General features: G+C 45.0%; 15 protein-coding genes. All 15 read right to left on the bottom strand.

What is annotated here, in order from left to right; all coding sequences use genetic code 11:
* Positions 1–6: 6 nt before the first annotated feature.
* Positions 7–1,137: a sialidase family protein gene (locus J2Z66_RS09700; protein ID WP_209971196.1), complete on the bottom strand. Its 1,131-nt coding sequence runs from the start codon at positions 1,135–1,137 to the stop codon at positions 7–9.
* The gene (locus J2Z66_RS09695) at positions 1,134–2,495 is read right to left on the bottom strand and encodes a neutral/alkaline non-lysosomal ceramidase N-terminal domain-containing protein (RefSeq protein ID WP_209971195.1); all 1,362 of its coding nucleotides are present in this window, start codon (positions 2,493–2,495) and stop codon (positions 1,134–1,136) included. The genes J2Z66_RS09700 and J2Z66_RS09695 overlap by 4 nt, the downstream gene beginning before the upstream one ends.
* Positions 2,496–2,528: 33 nt before the next feature.
* Positions 2,529–3,509: an ornithine cyclodeaminase family protein gene (locus J2Z66_RS09690; RefSeq protein WP_209971194.1), complete on the bottom strand. Its 981-nt coding sequence runs from the start codon at positions 3,507–3,509 to the stop codon at positions 2,529–2,531.
* 73 nt (positions 3,510–3,582) lie between these two features.
* Positions 3,583–4,281, bottom strand: coding sequence for an SGNH/GDSL hydrolase family protein (locus J2Z66_RS09685; RefSeq protein WP_209971193.1), 699 nt, complete (start codon positions 4,279–4,281; stop codon positions 3,583–3,585).
* Between the two features lie 202 nt (positions 4,282–4,483).
* Entirely contained in the window at positions 4,484–6,154 is a 1,671-nt protein-coding gene (locus J2Z66_RS09680; protein WP_209971192.1) for a type 2 periplasmic-binding domain-containing protein, read from the bottom strand.
* Between the two features lie 61 nt (positions 6,155–6,215).
* Positions 6,216–7,385 (bottom strand): sialidase family protein, encoded by a 1,170-nt coding sequence (locus J2Z66_RS09675; protein WP_209971191.1) that lies wholly within the window; start codon positions 7,383–7,385, stop codon positions 6,216–6,218.
* Positions 7,386–7,433: 48 nt separating this feature from the next.
* Positions 7,434–8,318, bottom strand: coding sequence for a carbohydrate ABC transporter permease (locus J2Z66_RS09670; RefSeq protein WP_209971190.1), 885 nt, complete (start codon positions 8,316–8,318; stop codon positions 7,434–7,436).
* A gap of 28 nt (positions 8,319–8,346) precedes the next feature.
* On the bottom strand, positions 8,347–9,291 hold the full coding sequence (locus J2Z66_RS09665; protein WP_312894473.1) for an ABC transporter permease: 945 nt from the start codon (positions 9,289–9,291) through the stop codon (positions 8,347–8,349).
* A gap of 99 nt (positions 9,292–9,390) precedes the next feature.
* The gene (locus J2Z66_RS09660; RefSeq protein WP_209971189.1) at positions 9,391–12,156 is read right to left on the bottom strand and encodes a sensor histidine kinase; all 2,766 of its coding nucleotides are present in this window, start codon (positions 12,154–12,156) and stop codon (positions 9,391–9,393) included.
* A 13-nt stretch (positions 12,157–12,169) separates the two neighbouring features.
* Positions 12,170–12,928, bottom strand: coding sequence for a response regulator transcription factor (locus J2Z66_RS09655; protein WP_209971188.1), 759 nt, complete (start codon positions 12,926–12,928; stop codon positions 12,170–12,172).
* Positions 12,929–13,516: 588 nt separating this feature from the next.
* The gene (locus J2Z66_RS09650; protein WP_209971187.1) at positions 13,517–14,524 is read right to left on the bottom strand and encodes a siderophore ABC transporter substrate-binding protein; all 1,008 of its coding nucleotides are present in this window, start codon (positions 14,522–14,524) and stop codon (positions 13,517–13,519) included.
* Between the two features lie 33 nt (positions 14,525–14,557).
* On the bottom strand, positions 14,558–15,316 hold the full coding sequence (locus J2Z66_RS09645; RefSeq protein ID WP_209971186.1) for an iron ABC transporter ATP-binding protein: 759 nt from the start codon (positions 15,314–15,316) through the stop codon (positions 14,558–14,560).
* Positions 15,310–16,260 (bottom strand): iron chelate uptake ABC transporter family permease subunit, encoded by a 951-nt coding sequence (locus tag J2Z66_RS09640; RefSeq protein WP_209971185.1) that lies wholly within the window; start codon positions 16,258–16,260, stop codon positions 15,310–15,312. Before J2Z66_RS09640 ends, J2Z66_RS09645 begins: the two co-directional genes overlap by 7 nt.
* A complete protein-coding gene (locus tag J2Z66_RS09635) occupies positions 16,253–17,203 on the bottom strand; it encodes an ABC transporter permease (RefSeq protein WP_209971184.1) in 951 nt (316 codons plus the stop codon). The genes J2Z66_RS09640 and J2Z66_RS09635 overlap by 8 nt, the downstream gene beginning before the upstream one ends.
* A 251-nt stretch (positions 17,204–17,454) precedes the next feature.
* A complete protein-coding gene (locus tag J2Z66_RS09630; protein ID WP_209971183.1) occupies positions 17,455–19,164 on the bottom strand; it encodes an AraC family transcriptional regulator in 1,710 nt (569 codons plus the stop codon).
* Between the last annotated feature and the right edge of the window lie 284 nt (positions 19,165–19,448).

Here is a 19,448-nt window from a genome sequence, read left to right as displayed (position 1 = left end):
GTCTTCCTAATGCTTAGGCTTTTGAACGCGTACCCATTCTATCCCAGTGTAGTCTGTGCCCGGCCCGTCATAATAAACAATCAGAATATCCCCATTGGCAAGCACTGCAGTACCAGGCAAGCCTTTGGAATAGAGACTCATCTCTGCCCAGGCATCCTGCATAGAGCCTTTTTCCCTGGTTTGTGAAGCACCTTCGGGCTTGGACACATCCAAAGTCGCCTCCGACCAGCTTAATCCACCGTCCTTACTCGTTTTCATTCTAATAGCAGGTGTTCCCGTACGGTCTACATAGACCATCGCTATAGCGTTGTCACCAAATGGCACTACGGGAGCTGGCTGCCCGGGTACGCCTGTATCCCGGTATTCAGACCAGGTTCGTCCATGATCAACAGATTTTCTCATATGTATATTCGCATATTGCGCCAATTCGTTATCATAGGTCCAGAATACATTCAGGAGCTCTCCACTCGAAAACACACTTGGCCGCTGATCCCAATAGTAGAATCGGTTAGCCGGATCATGAGCAGCAATGGAATGTTCCTTCCAAGTGACACCTTCATCCTTTGAAAACATCAGTACGGCTGAATGACGCCAAACTGCAGGATCGTCATAGTGCTTGTTCAGCTCAAACTGGCAGGCAAGCTCGCCATTTCCGAGCCTCAATACGGGTCCGGTTGTTGGAGTTGGGACTGGAAATGCAGGGGTATCCATAAGTGAGGGCAAACTCCAGCTCTCTCCTCCATCTTCCGAAAAAGATAGAAAAATACGTGCATCCAGTAAACCCTCGGTTACCGTATTAAAGAATGCAAGCTCCGGCTTCGTCTGATCAATCCAGGATAAAGCCGCCAACAACCGCTGCCCACCCAATGCGAGCAAATGTACAGTACGGAAACTACCCTGCCGTCCATCCACCATTTGCTGGATAAAGGGAGTGATCAGCTCACTCCAGTTCTTTCCTTCATCATCCGACCAAGTAATAACCACCTCTTGACCGGGCAACTCGCTTTTGCTCGGTGCAGCGCGAAAGCCAGCCACCCATCTCCCGTCTGCAAGAATGCATACTGATGGAAAGATGCAGCTGTTCCGGTTACACTGTTTATTTCCGGGATAAATCGTGCCTCTGTCGATAATATTCATGAAAATATCCTCTCCTCCTGCTCCTTCGGAAATTCAGGGATCATGTTGGCTGCTTTCTCTTCCATAATTTCAGCATTTCCCGGTACAGAAAAACACCATTCCTCACAGGTTTCATATCCGCCCTGTTCCTCAAACGCAGCTCTAATCGGCACATATTCCAGGGATACATCCGTATAGGCCATAATCATTAGATTCAACATAGGAAATTTTGCTTTTAGTGAGAGAGCACATTCAACGAACATCTCACCTGGCAAAAAAACGAATACAATCGTCCCCAGACCAATCACTGCAATTTCAGATAACATTTGCCTGCCCGGATACTTGCCGAGAAGGACGATGCGCTCTGCCAGACTCATTATATTTGTACCAGAGCTGCCAACACTTAAGTCTCCAGATTCAGTAAAATACTTTTCAATTTCCACGGTTAACGCGCGCTTTAAATCTTCCATACTTCGTAAAATACGCAGCTCTGTTTCTATGTGCTCGCATGAAATCAGCAAACCATCCACCATTACGGCTCCCGCAGATGAATAGCTTTCGATAGCGGCATCCGCAACCCGCCTCCCCAACTTCATACTATCTTCGAGCGGCTCGCCAATCGTATATTTTCCCGGACTTATGTTACCGGCACAGCCTTGAAGAAAGAGACAGATTCCGCCCAGTTCACGCTCTACTGTTTGCGCCGCATAGCCGGGATAATCCCAGCAAATTTCTGTCGGTTGATGATAAGTGGTGGCATGACAAGCATAATTAATTAAGCAGCCCATCAAATCTCCCTGACTCCCAACGAGCCATGTACACGACACTTCAGGATCGATAAGCCCATCCGGATACGCACGAAGCTCTGCACTTACACCCCGGCCATACCGAACGCCGATTGTCCCGTCAGGAAGTGTAACGCGGCGGTTGCAAGCCACTTCCCGGACTATGCCTTTGGAAAATCGGAATTGTACTGCTGCCATACTGCCTTTAGCCTTTGTTGCTGCTTCTACCGCGCCCTGTAACACATATTCATAATAATCATCGTCGAGAAATTGCAGCTGCCATGGCTTTAAACAATCTTGTGCACTACGATGCAAGAACGGGGATGAATGGGTATGTGTCGAATTAATAAAAATATGCTCCTCCAGCAAGCCTGCCGTCTTAGCAATGACCCTTCTCATATCTGCAATGGTGCAGCTATATAACGATGTCGTATCAACAGATACAATCGCTGTCATTTGTTCCCCCATACGAATTAGACAAATCTTGATTTGCAATGGCGTAATAATTCGGGTAACTTTACAATGCATAGACAAAGAAGTAAGTGCTCCGATCTCCGGCGTTATATCTGCAACCCCAAAGCCTGCTTCCGCCATCCGCCTGCCCCCTTCTATTATGACTTTCCATTTTTATAACGGCAGCCAAGTACCTAGCTTCATCTGTACTGCACGCTCGTATATGATGGTGCCGACGGCCATATCTTCAAGCGCAAGCCCCAAATTCACCGACATGATACGTTCCTGGTTATTTTCTCTACCCGGCTTCTGTCCAGCGATAATCTGGCCAAGATCCGCATAAACTTCGGGAATATTCCGGAAATAGCCATCCTGCTTGTAGTACATCATCTGCTCATAATCATCGGTACAGAATTTAGCTGACAAGTGCATGGCAGCCGGCTTCCAATAGGAATCAAAGTCTACAGGGGAAGCAAACGAGCCCTCCTTGAACCACTCCGCTTCTATCACCGGTTCAGGTTCTTTTAGAATTGGGCCCGTCGTCACGATGATATCGCAGTCCACGACGGCATCTTTGGGTATAGCTGCTTTAATAAACTCCACCTGCGGATATTGCAAGGCCATTTTCGTTATGAAGCTTTCTGTCTTTTGAGGGAAAATGTCATAAGTATAGACAGTTCTAATCTGTTTCTGTACGATCATCAAAGCTTCCAGATTACTCTCACCCTGTACACCGCATCCGAGAATGCCGAGGGTATGAGATTCGGGTCTGGCCATATATTTCGCCGCTACAGCCGTCGCTGCCCCGGTTCTCTTGGCCGTTACCCAAGTGCAGTCCATTACAGCAAGGGGAATTCCTGTAGCGGGGCTATTCAGGATCATAAGGCCTGTAATGTAAGGCAGCCCGCTTTTGTAATTATCCGGATAGCCGGAAACCCATTTGACTCCTGCGACATTCATATCCGGAATATAAGCAGGCATCGCGTGGATAAAGGCATCCTTTTGCGTATGTATGCCTGGTTTGGGCGGCATTTCCGTTTTACCTTCACCTTTCAGGCGAAACATGCGCTCCAGCGATTGAATGATTTCTTCCATGGATACATTCACTTTCATAACATCCTCTTTAGACAAATACAGCATTTGCAGGCTATCCATAATAACCATCCTTCATCATTAATAAATTTAACTAGTTTGGGTAACGGTTGAGTAGTTAGCCAAATAGTTCTTTTCATACCAACCCCAACTCTTTCTGTATACAGTTGAATATCAAATCATGCCCACTCTGTTTGAAATGGATAGCATCACCAAACCATAAGGAAAGATCCTCTCCTGCCTTCCAAAGCTCGACCGCTTCATACGCAGCATCTGCGAGCAGCAGCTTGTGAATAGTTGCCAGTTGCCGCAGTTTCTCTAAATAGTCATCGTATAAATGGGTGTAGTGTGTATCGATCATAGGCTCATTCCACCCATAGCTTTCTCCCATGCTAGTTGATAACGGCCCTGCCGTCCACAGTACAATCTGGCATCCCATATCCGTGGATCGAGCTATCATTGTTTCCATTGCAATCTTATAGTCTTCCAGCGAGCCATTATTTTTCCAATCGTTGATGCCGAAATTCAAAATCAGATAGTCCGGCTTAAGCGGGCTAACAATCGTATCAAACCTCTCCAACCCCTGAGTGCTTTCCCATCCCCCCATACCTCTATTATAAAATTGCACATTAGGATTGCGTTTCTGAAGAGAACGTTGCAGTTGCTGCGCCCAGGAGCCGTGGATCAGCCCGGCATTATTGCCAGCTTCACCAGCCTCTATCCAGCCGTCTGCGCAGCTGCCATATGTCCAACTGTCCCCATAAGCAACAATGGTGATTGCACTGTTCCGGATCATGCTTTCGCGAAGTTTGCTTAATCGGTTATCCTCTTTCATAGGAAGTCTCCATATTGAGTTATTTTCATAGACTGAGACCTAGATACGTGCCTCCTGGTTGATGGAGGGAGAACACTGAAAGAGGGTCTGAACTGACTTTCTGAAATCGAAAAGTTACGCAAACCCGTCGATATTTCTCGATTTCAGAAACAATAGTTTCGACTCTCTTTCAGTATTCATAATTCATAGAAATAAGCCATTCTTACTTTATATAATCTGCGGTTAAAGGCATTTTGTTCAGTTCTTCCAATAATTTCTGTTCTCCTGCATCATTCAACTTCTTCAAGTAACTATCCCATTCTTTGTCGATATCTAATTTTCCGCCTATGGCATTAAACTGAAACTCATTGACGATCGTATCGATTGAGGCACTTACTTCACTTGAAACTTCCCTGTACTTCGTCTGATTCAAGAAGTCATTTCGATGAGGCAGAATCGCAAGCTTCGAATACGCTTCGCTGCTCCCAATGGCTTTTACTTTTGTAAACAGCGGGTTTAATGTCCAGGACATCGTTTCTGTGGTGGCAATATAGTTGCCATTCATTGGAGTAAACGCAGGGCTGTCTTTGATCGGCAGGATGGCTGATTTCCTCGGCTCGCCCTCCCAGGTGTAATTGATGCCTTCTTGTCCATACTGCGTGTAGATCATTGCATCCGGATCAAAATACATATATTCAAACCACTGCAGAATGCGGATCAGCTTCTCATCGCTGACATCGGCGCGAATTAAGGCGATATTACCCGTATAGGGTTCTAAGGTAGTTAACGTCGTGCCGGTTGAAGGAGTAATCAAAATTTTCGCATGCGGCTGCGTGTTCAACAGCAGCTGCGGGACACGATCCAGTGCATAACTCGCTCCCACATAATCGGATTGTGTTAACCAAAAGCCTACCCTGTCTCCGGCAATTTTCTCATTCCACAGGTTCCAATCCGTCGTGAAGAATTCCGGATCAACGCTTCCTTCTTTATATAATGCTTGAGCTTCTTTCAAAAATTGTTTGTATTTATTGGATACATACCAATCCGTTGTTTTCCCGTCTTCTTCCAGATTATTAGCGTTAAACCCGGCATAACCCGAGAGCTGGGCCCAGGTCCAGTTGAAATAGGGAGAAAAAGCACTCATCCCGTAAGTATCTTTCTTGTTGTTCTTGTTCGGATCATCCTGACTGAACGATCTTAATATATTCACATGCTCGTCCTTAGTGAAGCCTGTATCCGTGTACCATATTCTCCCTTCCTGGTCTAGACTCTTCAACTCCCCATTAGGCTTGATTCCGAGGTTCTCCAGCCAATCCAGGCGATAGAACGCCATCATACTAATCGATAAATCCTCAGCATAAGCGGATAGCGCCAGCTGCTCATCCGGATGAACCTTGGATTCGTATTTCTTCCAGCCTTGGGGGTATTTATCGAGCAATTTCGCATAGGACGGTGCGTATTTCTCTATCATGCTGCGGGGAATTGTCCGAGTCACCTCTTGTTCTATCAGACTTTCCGGTGTATTGGCTCCCGGACCCTGCCACCCGAAATCCGGCATTTCCCCGGAAGCATACATCAATTCAACTTGCTGTTTATTAGACTTGTCCACCTTAACGGGCTTAATGGTAATGTTAAGTTTTTCCTCCAACTGTTTCGTAACCCAGTCTCCCTCCACTACATTCGTATTAAAAAAGGTGGAGAGATAGGATATATCAAAATGCTTGTCAAATGCATTGGCTGCTCCCGGGGTACCTGTATCGTTCGGTGCCTTTGTTGCATCCGGGTTACTTCCCCCTATGTTTTCTTTGTTGTTATTGTTATCTTTGCTGCTGCATGCTGCCAAAACGATTGCCATGATCAAAATAAAGAGAATAATAGTCCGCTTCCTTGCCATTTGCTTAACCTCCCTGATTGGAATAGAATATCGTACTGTCTCTCTGTTCGACTTTTTATATTTACATACCCATCCCCCCCTCCAGATCTTGCAGCCATGCTTCATCAAAGATGGCCATATCCAGATCGCTCGTCATCGGCCTGATGTCTCTGTAGTGGCTGATACCCAGTAAAATCCGTCCGTCATCCAGCTGGATCACCCCATGATTGCTAAGCTGGTTTGTACCGGCTTCACGCGCAATAATTCGCGGATCGCCCCAGGTACGGCCGCCATCCCTGGAAATCGCCGCGACTAATGGGTGCCTCGGCTGCTGCGTAGTGGAGGAGATATTGTTCCAGATGACCAATAAGCTGCCGCTTTGCAGTTTGATCATACGTGCCATGGATTCAGGCGCTGGCAGCATGGAAGGAGCAGCTGCTTGCCAGTTCTCACCGCCGTCTTCCGAGACAGTCTGATACAGATATCCGCCTTTGGTGCGAAACAGGCAGTACAGGCGGTCGGGCGCTGTTTCGACGATTTGCACTTCCATGACCCCGCGCGGAGTATCACAGGTGATCTCACCGCTTCGTCTCCAGGTACGGCCCTCGTCATCAGACAATAGGCAGACAGCCGTATAATGCTGCAGCCCCTTCCCCGAATCCGAACGATCAGGATCCAGGTAACTGAATGCCACTGCAATTCGTCCGCTCTGCAACTGGATCAGCTCATCAATAGACCCGTAGAAGCCGACGCCGGGCAAGCTCTTGCCACCGCTGATGTCCAGATAGGGCAGCTCTTCACCGTGATCGAATGTGATTCCGTTGTCCGCAGACCGGCGAATAAAAATTCGGGTTTGGCTCTTGAAATAGTCGCTATGGGCTGTGAAGGTGCTGTCTGCTTCGTCAACTTCGATATTGTGCCTGGTCTGGGTGTGCAGCATGAGTGCCTTGCCTGATGTACGCAGCTGAAGCATGCACACAAAGTACGGCACTCCTTCCGGGTAATTCGCCATATAAACCTGTGGATCTGACCAAGTCAGTCCGCGGTCTTTAGTTATGGAATACAGCTTAACCAGGTTGGATGCACATTCATCAAAGTCATAGGCAGCCCAGTACATCATCACTTGCCCATCCGGGAACTGAAAGAAACGGGGCTCCTGATGATAATCCGCACCGATGCCGCCACGGATAAAGGAAGCGTATTCGAGCTTGCCCGGTGTATAGGTCATTGGAATAATACGTGCGATTTTCATGTAAACTTACCCCCATTATCAATTTAGAGTTTGTAGACAGCATGACCGTCAACCCTTTAACGAACCGATCATAATCCCTTTCACAAAATACTTTTGGAAAAATGGGTAGACGAGCACGATGGGTCCAATGGTAATCATGGTAAGGGCTGCTTGAAACGATTTGCCCGTAACATATTTGTCAGGATGCATGGTGTTAAAATTTAAGGTATCTGTGGGGATCGTGCTGCTGGCTTGACTCAGCAATTGCTGCAATATGGCTTGAAGCGTCAGATTATTATCGCTGCGGATATAAATCAAGGCGTCGAACCACGCATTCCAGTGCCCGACGATCGACAAGAGGGCGATCGTCGCCAGGATCGGTTTGGATAGAGGCATTGTAATATAGAACAAGATTCGGATATATCCAGCTCCATCTATAAAGGCCGCATCCTCGATTTCTTTCTCCATCGACATGAGGAAATTACGCACTAACAGTACATAGAATACACCTACAGCTCCTGGCAGGATATATACGAGTAAATTATCAATAAGTCCTAATTTACGTATAATCAGGTATGTAGGAATCATACCGCCACCAAAAAACATCGGAATAAGAAAGAAAGATGTCCAATAATTTCTGAAAGGAAGATCTCTCTTAGAAAGCGGATATGCCGCAATAGTTACCAGGAAGACGGTCAACGCTGTGCCGCATATTGCCCGGTAGAACGTTACCAGATAGGCCATTGGAATCCGGTTGTTGGAAAAGGCAAATTCATAGGCATCGAAGGATAAAGTTTGGGGCCATAAGCGCAATGTCAGCGATGCCGTTTTCTTGGGATCAGAGACGGATAACAGCAGCATATCCCAGAAGGGCAGCAGGATACTAAAACAAAATACAGCCAACAAACCATACGTAAAGAGATCAAATACTCCAAGTTTATACTTTCTACTCATATGCTTTCACTCTCCTCTTTGGGCCCATCTACCAAATACCGTAATCACTAAATTTCTTAATCAACCTATTTGAGAAGTAAACCAACAGCAGGCCAATCAAGCTTTGGAACAGCCCCACCGCTGCAGCGTATCCAAATTTGGATTCCAGCAGTCCCTTGCGGTACACGTAAGTATCAATAACATCCGCGACATTCATGACAAGCGGATTGTACAGGTTAAAGATCGGATCAAATCCCGCGTTAAGAATGCTGGACAGGGATAATATGAATAAGATGATGATGGCAGGCATGATGGCGGGGATAGTAATGGAAAACACTTTTTGCCACCTGCCGGCTCCGTCAATTTCCGCTGATTCGTACAACGTTGGGTCAATTCCGCTGATGGCTGCCAAATATATAATCGAGCCCCATCCCACACCCTGCCAAATGGAAGCAGACAGCAGGACAGGAATAAACAAATGACTGTTGGTCATGAAATAAATCGGCTCGATTCCGAACAACCCCAGCAGTGCATTCACAATTCCCCCCTCTGGAGAGAGCAATTGGTACACGAAACCGCCAATGACGACCCAGGACATAAAGTGTGGCAAATAAGAAATAGTTTGTACAACTCTTTTATAAGGCAAATGCTTCATTTCGTTCAGCAGCAGCGCAAAAATGATCGGTGCAGGAAATATAATCAGAATGCTTAGAAGATTGATGCGTATAGTATTCCATAAGGCTCTGCGGAAAAACGAGTCATTAAGCATGGATTTAAAATAGGCAAATTGATTCCAGTCACTGCCCAGAATCCCTTTACTGTAATTGAAATCCTTAAAAGCGATCAGCACGCCGTATAAGGGCATGTAATTAAAAATAAATACAAACACGGCCGGCAGCAGCATAAGCAGATAGAGCGCTTTCATCTGGCGCAGCTTCCTCCATGTTCTGCCCGCTTTCTTTCGATGAACCAATGGCAATTGTGTAATAGACACCTTCGTTATATCCCCTTTCAATCCTGTTGTTCATAGTTGAATTATACCGAATGCCTTCAGGGGAGAAGTAAGAGTATTTATATGGTTTTCATGGATTATTTAATCCTGTTCTTTAAAAAGCTTAGGAACATTCAGCGTAACCTGCGTATATGTATCCCGTTCGCTATGCAGCGTAACCCCAAATTGTGCCCCAAAAGACAGGCGAATTCGTTCGTGAACATTTAGAATTCCCATACTTTCACCCATTTCGCCGATAAGCAGGCGATTTTGCAGCACTTCCAAAGCCTCCTTGGAAATTCCTTTGCCATCATCAGCCACAGTAATAAGAATCTGTTCATCGTTTTGCTCACAAGTAATCGAGATGGTTCCTTCTCCCTGGTAATCGCGAAAACCGTGATGAATCGCATTCTCAATCAATGGCTGCAGAATGAGCTTGGGTATATGACATAGGAGAACGGCCTCCTCGATATTCCATGTGAATCGAATACCGTCGCCATAGCGCATTTCCATGATGGAAACATAGGCCTTGGCATATTTGATTTCTTCATGCAGCGGAATGATCGTTTCCCCCCGGCTAATGCCGTAACGGAACAAGCGGCTTAACGATTGGATCATCTTTATTGCATTTGCAGTATGCTGTTCTTGCATCATGTAGATGATATTATCCAGCGTATTCTGCAGAAAATGAGGATTGATCTGCGCCTGCAGCGCCCGGATATCGGCAATATTCTTATTGTTCTCAGCCTCATGCTTCTTCTTGCTGACAACAAGCAGGTTATCTACCAAGCCTTCAATGCGCTCCAGCAGCTGATTGAAATTGTCAGACAATTCATAAACCTCATCAATCACATAAGGCTTTGAGGGCATCTTCGTAAATTGTCCCAGTTCAGCAATATACAGGCTGCTGTTTATTTTGTTAACCGGGCTGAGTAGTGCCCAGGATATAGAAAATGACAAAATTAATAAGGTTAGAAACAGGACGATGAGCAAATAAATATTGTTCATTAAGACAGCGCTGCTTTGTTTGACAATATCCTGTTTATTATAGAGGGAAACGAGATAAAAAGATGTTGAGCCCAGCTTCTGATAAAACATGTAATACGTTGTCCCTTGCCATGAAATGGGCTTCACCCCTCCTGTTTCATTCATACGGACAACGAGGAGGTCCTTCCACTCGCTGCTGCCATCGGCCATATTATTCTCATCAAATAGAAATACGGAACCCCTAGCCAAGGATAACTTGGAATATAACTTGGTGATCTCGTCCATCTGAATTTCTATCTGTGCATAACCAATCGGCTTTAAATGCAATAAATCGGTGATCGTCAAACTCAATTTGGCAATATCTGCGCCTAATTGATCTTTTCCAGTGCTCCAGACAATTTTCTGCCGCGTTTTCTGAAGTGTGCTAAAATCCTTTGAATCCATTTGCTGTTCCTGCCAGTAACGGCTGGATAAGAGCAGCTGATTGGAGGTGTTATACAGACTGAACGTGCCGTCCATGCCCAGATACATATATTGTTTCATCATATCGTAGATGGATGCTTCCGATTGGGCATCCCCTTGCAGGTAACGCTGCATAAGATTGCTGTAAGCTTGACCGAGCAGTAACCTTTCCTTTTTTTCCATGAAGTCGTTCATGCTCTCTACCGTATCCTCGAACACCATTTTATAATCCATAAGGATCTGCTTGGACAGCATCGAACTAGACATCAAATGGAACATTAATACAAAACCGCAAACCGGGGCAAGAATGGAAACCAGGAAATAGTAATAGATCTTCTCACGAAGAGGCATTTGTTTAGGGCGATTTAAATCGGTAGAGCGGGCAGCAGCGGCATCCCCCACTTTATATCGCTTCATGTACGAAGTCAGGTTCGCAATGGGACGGGCAATACGTCTGGCGATAAATTTGGAGAACAGAAAAGAGAGGATGAAGCAGATGAGGAAGAAAGATATGGCCAGCGCAAATAACAGCGTGATTTGATTGCTGTAGGCTTTGTTCTCAATGCTGTAATACACTTTCCAGCCGTTAAATTGATTCATTTGTGCGTAGATGATGCGGGACTCAACCACTTTACCGACTCGAATGACTTCCCCTCTGCCAACCGGATCACTCTCATTTAACGATCCGACATCGACATGGCTGAACGATTTGCCCCGATAAATGGTATAACCACGATCATCGACAATCATAATATCATCTTTTTTATCCAGCTTATTGATTAATGGAAGATTCTGCAGGATGACAATCACATTACCATAATACTTGTCATCTGATCGGAGCGAGGTGATATAATAACTCTCTCTCTCCATATCCAGCTTTCGAGAATTCAGTAATGTACCTTGATCAAGAGGGAATTCGGAATCTATGAATTGCTCCGGATACACGAACTCGATCCCGCTTATTTGCCTGGCCATGAACTGATCTGCTATTTGCCCGTTAAACAGTAAGTGGCCGCTGTAATATTGCGCTGCCCTGGTGACGATATTAATCCCTTTAATTGCTTTATTATTAATGGTCAGGTTCATTAAGTATCGATTAACTTCGTCAACGAGCTCACTTTTGCGAAATAAATCCCGATCCTCGTACTCCAATTCTTGAAGGATATCTATCAGCTGTATATTGTTCTGCAGCAGGGCGGTAATTTTTCCAGTACTTTCGTAAAAATCTAGAATTTCTGCATCGATCTGGTTAAAATCGGCTTTATGGATGGCATCCATCTTTTCAGAAATAAGCACTTGAGCATCTGAATAAAACACAACGGCTGTAATGAACAACGCAGTGCCCGCTAATGTCAATGACAGTGCAATCAGCAAACTTTGCAGTTTGATACGAAATCGGTGCGGTACATGAACATTCATGTGGTCTCCCTCATCATTTCATCCGGTTTGTGCGGTAATCCAGCGGCGTAGTCCCCACATACTTTCTGAATATTTTGCAAAAATACGAATAATCATCGTATCCGACTTTGTATGCAATGTCTTTAACAAGGAAGTCGGAATACTGCAGCAGCTGCATCGCTTTTTTAATCTTCACTTCCGTAACATAATCTATAAAATTTTGATTCGTTTCTTTTTTAAAAAATATGCTGAAATAGGTTGCAGTAAAGTGCAGCTCTCTGGCTACTTCCTGCAAAGTGATTTTAGATTCGATATGCTCTTCGACGAACTGCTTGGCACGGGTGATGCATTGTTTCTCCATACTATTGTATGAAGACAAGTCTGCGGGGGCTGGGGGTATATAGTTGGGGCGTGCAGCTAATCTCAAGGACTTTGATATGGAAGCAAATAATTCTTTGACTTCATCTTCTTCCACCGGTTTCAACAAATACCCTTTCACACCAAGTTTTATCGCTTCCTGAGCAAATTTAAAATCATTGTAAGCGCTTAATAAAATAATATGAATTTCAGGAAATAATTGATGAATTTGAGCTGCCAGTTCCAGACCGCCCATACCCGGCATCTTGATATCCGTCAATACGACGTGAGTCTGATTGGTTCTGACGAAGTCCAGCGCCTCCTGGCCATTATTACATGTTCCTATTACCTGGAACCCAAACTCCTGCCATGAAAATCTTTTCTTCAATCCATTTCGAACGTATTCCTCATCGTCAACAATCAATAGTTTGTGCACGTTAACCACCTTCCTTTCTTTTTCATCGCAGGGTCACAGGATTGCTGTTCTCTAGAAATACCTTTGCCATTCGATGAATTACTCACCATAATAAATCCATTTATTTCTATAGTCAATATATAGATTCTATATTTTCGTCGTTGTGCTTTAGCTAGGCCGCTGGGACTGAAGAACGCCCCCTCCCGCGCACACAACCGAGAGGATCTGCTACTTAACGATGTTTTTCATCGCTAAAAGTACCAGGTCGACTCCACAACCTTATTTAACGATGAAAAACATCGTTAAAATCCCCTTTTACCACCCAAAAAGGCCATCCGTCCTCTTTTAACGATGAAAATCATCCTTAACGTGCCGTTTGGCCAGGAAACACTCCTTTTAACGATGAAAAACATCGTTAAGTGGCGTACGCTTATTTCAGCGGAGGGCGGGCTGCCAATAGAAGTTACTTTCCTGAGGTAGAGGGATAGTGGCGATAGGATAATCTGTGCTTTCTTTCTGATTCCATTACTAATAAAACCTAATAAAACCACAAGAAAACGCCACCTGAGCCATAGTGGTCAGATAGCGCTTCTAAATCAAATAATCAGTCTATTTAATGCTTGCATCCACTTCTTTGACCATCTCGGATACGGAAAGCAGTCCGCCTCCGGAGAGGTACCAGTAGTTGGAATCGAGGTATACAATGTGGCCGTTTTTCATCGCTTTGGTGTTTTTCATCAGCTCGTTTTCTACTAATTTCTTGGCTGCGGCTTCTTCGCCAATAGCGCCGTCGCGGTCGATGACAAACAGATAGTCAGGATCCTTTTCAACAATATATTCGAAAGAAATACTCATGCCATGTGTCGTAACTTCGATGTTGTCGTCAACTGGAGCAAAGCCAAATACATCATGCAAAATACCAAATCTGGAGCCTGCTCCATAGGCACTGATTTTGCCGCCATTAGAAAGAATAATTAATGCTTTTCCATTTGTGGAGGCCTTTGCATGCAACGTTTGAATCGACTGATCGATCGCCGCCAGCTCCTGGTCTACAACAGCTTCCTTATCAAAAATCTTGCCTAAGGTTTTCATGTTCTCAGTAAAGGACTCCATATATTTCTTGGTATCCACCCCGATATAAATGGTAGGAGCAATTTTGCTCAGCTCTGCGTAAGCCTCGGATTGTCTTCCAGAAATAATAATTAAATCCGGTTTGATTTTATTGATGGCTTCGAAATCAGGCTCTTTTAAGCTGCCCACATTGGCATATTTCTTATCTTCATACTTGGACAAATAGGGCGGAATGTTAGCTTGCGGCACACCTGCCACTTCTACACCCAGCTTGTCTAAGGAATCCAAGGCGCCAAAATCAAATACAACAACGGTTTGCGGGTTTTTCTTTACCTTGGTTTCTCCTAATTGATGCGTAATCGTTAATTCTGTCTCTACTGCGGCTGTTGGTGCAGGTGTTGCTGCTTCTGGAGATGCTGCAGAGCCTGAAGGTGAAGCTGCAGGTGTAGATGAGCCTCCGTTTTCCTTCGAATTGTTTGCAGCACATGCTGAGACAAGGATCGCTAAAATAAAGGTCATGACAATAAGGGTTAAGCTTTTTTTCATGGTTTTCACTCCTATTTAGGTTTATGGTTAAGCTTAAGCAAAATAAATACAAATTCGATTCCCGCCAATGGTCTCGATTTGAATATCCATCTCGTAAACTTCTTTTAACACGGCAGGGTGTATAATCTCATCAGTAGCACCTTCTTTCACTATTTTTCCATCTTTAAGCGCAACTATATAATCTGAGTAACAAGATGCAAAATTAATATCATGCAGCACAAGAATAATCGTCTTGCCCAGCTCATCAGCCATCCTCCGAAGCACCTTCATAATTTGCACGGAGTGCTTCATATCGAGGTTATTCAAGGGCTCATCAAGAAAAATGTACTCTGTGTTCTGGGCGATAACCATGGCAATATAAGCCCTTTGCTTCTGCCCCCCGCTTAGCTGATCCAGGTACTTATCGCGCATATCCCCAAGATCCATATAGTTTATCGCTTCGTCAACATGCTTCAGATCTTCCTTCGTCAGCCTGCCCTGGGAATAGGGAAAACGTCCAAAGCTAACCAGCTCCTCTACCGTCAAACGAATATTGATATGATTGGATTGCTTGAGAATAGACAGCTTCTTGGCCAGATCATTGCTGTTCCACTGGGATATTTCCACGCCGTCGATACAGATATCTCCCTGATTTTTCGTAATCAAGCGGGTTATCATCGATAGCAGGGTGCTTTTGCCAGCGCCGTTGGGTCCAATGAAGGACGTGACTTTCCCCTTAGTGATCTGCAGGGAGACATTATCTATCACATGCTTAGTGCCATATTTCTTGGAAACGCCTGTTACTTCTACCACGATTTATTCTCCTTTAACAGAAGGTAAATAAAATATACGCCACCGGCAAAATTGATAATGACACTTAACGAGGTGGAGAAGGTAAAAACCCGCTCTACAATCAACTGCCCGCCAACCAAAGCAATAATGCTAACCAAGCTGGAGCTTATAATTAAATATTTATGCTTATATGTTCTTATAAACTGGTAAGTCACGTTGACTACAAGCAGCCCGAGAAAAGTGATCGGTCCGACCAGGGCCGTTGAGATGGATACAAGAATCGCAACGACGATCAGCAGCCTTTTTACGACATAATCGTAGTTGATCCCTAAATTGATGGCGTGTTCTCTACCGAGAGACAGTACATCCAGATATTTGGTGAACTTGGCGAAATAAACGCCGACCAAAAGCATCAGTATCATAGCGATTAACAAAATGTCCGTATTGACATTGTTAAAGCTGGCGAACATCTTGTCCTGAACGATGAGAAATTCATTGGGATCGATAAGCATCTGCAAGAAGGACGATATACTGGAGAAAAAGGTACCGAAAATAATCCCGATCAACAGCAAAAAGTAAATATTCCGCCCTTCCCGCCGAAACAATATCCGGTACAGCAGCCCCGCAAACACAACCATCAAGCCGACCGACAAAAGAAAGTGAGTCTGTTTATTCATCATCGCCAGCGTAGTGGAGCCGAAAACAAAGACGACAAAGGTTTGGATCAGCAAGTAAAGCGAGTCAAGCCCCATAATCGAAGGCGTCAAAATTTTGTTATTCGTAATCGTCTGAAACACCAGCGTAGAGAACGCTATAGCAGCTCCCGTGAGTACAATGGCAAGGATCTTCTTACCTCTTCTAGGCAAAATATAATCCCAATTTCCACTTGCATCTATCACGAGAAACGTTGTAATTAAAGCACCGGCAAGAATCACAAGAAGGCCAATTTTAAGCTTATCACTCATATGCCTTTCTCCTTATTAGCAAATACAGGAACACACCGCTTCCTATGACTCCTACAGTAAGACCAATTGAAATTTCGTAAGGATAAATAATGACACGGCCCAGGATGTCACAAAATAACACGAAGACGGCTCCTAATAACGCTGTGTGAGAAAGACTTTTCTTAAGATGATCCCCTTGATAAAACGTAACGATATTCGGAATAATCAGCCCCAGGAACGGAAGCGAGCCTACAGTAAGCAGCACAACCGATGCTACAAGAGCTATAATCACCAGCCCTATACGCACCACCTGCTTGTAGTTAAGTCCGAGATTAACAGAAAATTCCTCGCCCATTCCCGCAATCGTAAACCGGTTTGCAAAAATATAAGCTACGATCACCAGCGGGATACTAAGGTATAAAAGCTCATACCGCCCCTTCATAATCATTGAAAAATCACCCTGCAGCCATGAGCCAATGCTCTGGATAAGATCATGCTTGTAAGCAAAAAATGACGTAATCGAGCTCACAATCCCCCCAAACATCAAACCTACAAGCGGGATAAAAATCGTATCCTTATATTTAACCTTCTCCAATATTTTCATAAAAAGGAAGGTTCCAGCCAAGGCAAAAACAAAGGCTACCAGCATTTTTTGCATAGGACTAGCCGAAGTAAAGATCATTAAAGCTACTAATACACCTAAACCTGCCGAGTCCATCGTTCCAGCTGTAGTCGGGGATACGAATTTATTTCTAGTCAGCTGCTGCATCATCAGGCCAATAATGCTCATGCTCACACCAGCGATAATAATGCTGATTAAACGCGGAATGCGGCTAACAAATAAGATTTGCGCCTGATCCTCACTTAAATGAAACAGATCAAATGGAGTAAGGTTTTTTACACCCACAAAAACAGAAGTAAATGATAAAATTAGCAGCGCTGCAATCAGGTATCTTTTTTTCATGACGCTTCCTTACGTACGGAGTATTGGTTGTAACGCTTTTTCTACGGGAAAGATAATCATTCTCATCATGTCCTAAAAAGAAGAAAATGATAATCGTTATCACCTTCATCTATTTTACATGAATTTATGGGTACTGGAATGGACGTTCCTTTTATTCGCATGGATTTTCCGGCAGCTTGATCGATAGGACGTTTATTCATTGACTAGCCGGCTGCGCTAAGGATGCTATCAATGGCTAATGATGCTACAAGCTACTGATTTTGCAGCAACTGTACGGTTTGGTCAATCAAACTTTCATGGACAGCCGCATTGTACAAGAGGGGTTCCTCATGACGGACAAACAGGCAGTTCTGGTTGCGCCGGTTTCCTTTTAAACGCCGCCAGTCTTTTTCCAGCTGTGTACAAAAATCGTCGGATTCCGAAGTCTGAACGAGAAACAAGACGTTCTCGCAGTCCAATGCGGCAACTTCGTGAATCGAGGTAACGTCCAGGAACCGAATATGCTCAGCAGGACCGGCCGGTGTCACCTGAAGATCATCGTAGAAAAAATCCTTCATTTTTTTGCCCTGCATGCCAAACACACGGAAACGCCCCGCCGCGGCACCGACGAGTAGAAAAGGTTTGCTGCCCAAATGCCTATGGATGTGAAACCGTGCATTCTCTACCTTCATATCGAAATAAGTTAACCAGCGCTCTGCTATTGTGGGCATGTCGAGTACGCGGCTGATTTTGAGCAGACGTTCTTTCCAGGAGTAGGTTTTCCAGTAGAGCATCAGCACAGGCGCTATCTTCGATAAGGTCCGGTATAATTCATCCGGGATCGGTGATGTCAGGATAAGCTCCGGATTGGAATTTTCAATCAGCCTAATATAGGATTCCGGATGCTCCGACCATCCCCGCTGCAAAGTAATCTTGGGGACAATGCCCAGCACCGATAGATCGCCTTGAAAAACCGGTGAGAGGTTGGCAATTCGTTTTTTGGCCAAGCCCGTATATTCAGTCGGTGACAGCCCCATATGCTTCTTAAACAACCTGCTAAAATACAACTCATCCGGGTACCCAACCGAATGGGCCACCTCCATCACTGAAGATGAGGAAGCAGACAATAAATACAGGGAGACATTCAACCTGGTCATCGTAATAAATTTATTCGGGCTGAGCCCGGTAGTTCTTTTGAATGCCTGATAAAAACGGCTGGAGCTGGCACCCGATAACCGCGCAACCTCTTCAATATCTACGGCCCGATTGTACTTCTCCAGTATGTACTGCCTGGTCTGCTTAACGTAATCATGCAGGTCATCCTCCGCACTTCTCGGCTTGTGGACATGGGCTTGAAAAGCAGCCGCAATGGCATACAAATGAGATTGTAATTGGAAATACGGTACCGGCACCGATTCCGGGTTCTGCGAGTCATTCAGGAAATCCTGAATCCAGCCATAGGCTTGGGGCACACGCAGAGTGTAGAGTTGGAGCTGGGACTGTAACTGGGCCTGGGTCTGGGAATGGCGCTGGGAATGGACCGGTACCGATACCTTGGCCTGGGACTCGGATTTCCTAAGCTTTCCCACACCCTCTTCCTGTTCTGAGAAACATGGAAAGAATGGCGTTTGGCCCGCTTCAGGCGCTGCCGGATTCCCTCCCCAGTCACATTGAAAATGGATGATGACTATGTGAGCAGCCTGACTGGTGCTATTGTGAATTTTACAACTGAGGTTGGGCGTAACGAGAAACAATTCCCCGCACAGCAGCTTCCGCTCCAGACATTGTCCACCCGCCTCCAGAGTCAGCTTCACCTGCTCCTTCAACACATACCCGAACCTGTAGTCCTCATGATTTGGCAGCTCGAAGATGCGCCAGCTATCTATTTTAAGCTCCTCCGTTGCTGCATAGCGAAGAGACAGCTGACGAGAATGATCCCACGATCCCACATCGTTCACATCCCTGCAAATGAATAATCTCAAATTAATTTCTGCTAAATCTCTATTAAAATTGGATGGAGACTCACTAAAATACTATTGAGTCCCAATTTCCGTCCCAATTAAAATACTATTGAAAATTATTCTCACTGTCAATGTTAATTAAAGGGTTGCTTGTGATTGCGGTAAGAAAAATACCTTGCGGCGTCCTTTGATGTGCGTGTTTGTGACGTTGGAGCGTTGCGGAGGTAAGGGGCGTGGGCTCCAGCCGCTGTTAAAGATTTGTTCCCTTGAATGAAATGGATGAGGAGGTAGGAACAAATCTTTAA

This window comes from Paenibacillus eucommiae (genome assembly GCF_017874215.1).
Lineage (GTDB): Bacteria > Bacillota > Bacilli > Paenibacillales > NBRC-103111 > Paenibacillus_AI > Paenibacillus_AI eucommiae.
Note: the sequence above shows the minus strand (reverse complement) of the source record. Positions and strands in the feature narration are given on the sequence as shown.

What these genes read in the sequence shown, in the direction of transcription:
- J2Z66_RS09660 (WP_209971189.1), bottom strand. Translation starts at nt 12,156, where the DNA reads ATGAATGTTCATGTACCGCACCGATTTCGTATCAAACTGCAAAGTTTG.
- J2Z66_RS09635 (WP_209971184.1), bottom strand. Translation starts at nt 17,203, where the DNA reads ATGAAAAAAAGATACCTGATTGCAGCGCTGCTAATTTTATCATTTACT.
- J2Z66_RS09695 (WP_209971195.1), bottom strand. Translation starts at nt 2,495, where the DNA reads ATGGCGGAAGCAGGCTTTGGGGTTGCAGATATAACGCCGGAGATCGGA.
- J2Z66_RS09700 (WP_209971196.1), bottom strand. Translation starts at nt 1,137, where the DNA reads ATGAATATTATCGACAGAGGCACGATTTATCCCGGAAATAAACAGTGT.
- J2Z66_RS09650 (WP_209971187.1), bottom strand. Translation starts at nt 14,524, where the DNA reads ATGAAAAAAAGCTTAACCCTTATTGTCATGACCTTTATTTTAGCGATC.
- J2Z66_RS09680 (WP_209971192.1), bottom strand. Translation starts at nt 6,154, where the DNA reads ATGGCAAGGAAGCGGACTATTATTCTCTTTATTTTGATCATGGCAATC.
- J2Z66_RS09690 (WP_209971194.1), bottom strand. Translation starts at nt 3,509, where the DNA reads ATGGATAGCCTGCAAATGCTGTATTTGTCTAAAGAGGATGTTATGAAA.
- J2Z66_RS09670 (WP_209971190.1), bottom strand. Translation starts at nt 8,318, where the DNA reads ATGAGTAGAAAGTATAAACTTGGAGTATTTGATCTCTTTACGTATGGT.
- J2Z66_RS09675 (WP_209971191.1), bottom strand. Translation starts at nt 7,385, where the DNA reads ATGAAAATCGCACGTATTATTCCAATGACCTATACACCGGGCAAGCTC.
- J2Z66_RS09640 (WP_209971185.1), bottom strand. Translation starts at nt 16,260, where the DNA reads ATGAGTGATAAGCTTAAAATTGGCCTTCTTGTGATTCTTGCCGGTGCT.
- J2Z66_RS09685 (WP_209971193.1), bottom strand. Translation starts at nt 4,281, where the DNA reads ATGAAAGAGGATAACCGATTAAGCAAACTTCGCGAAAGCATGATCCGG.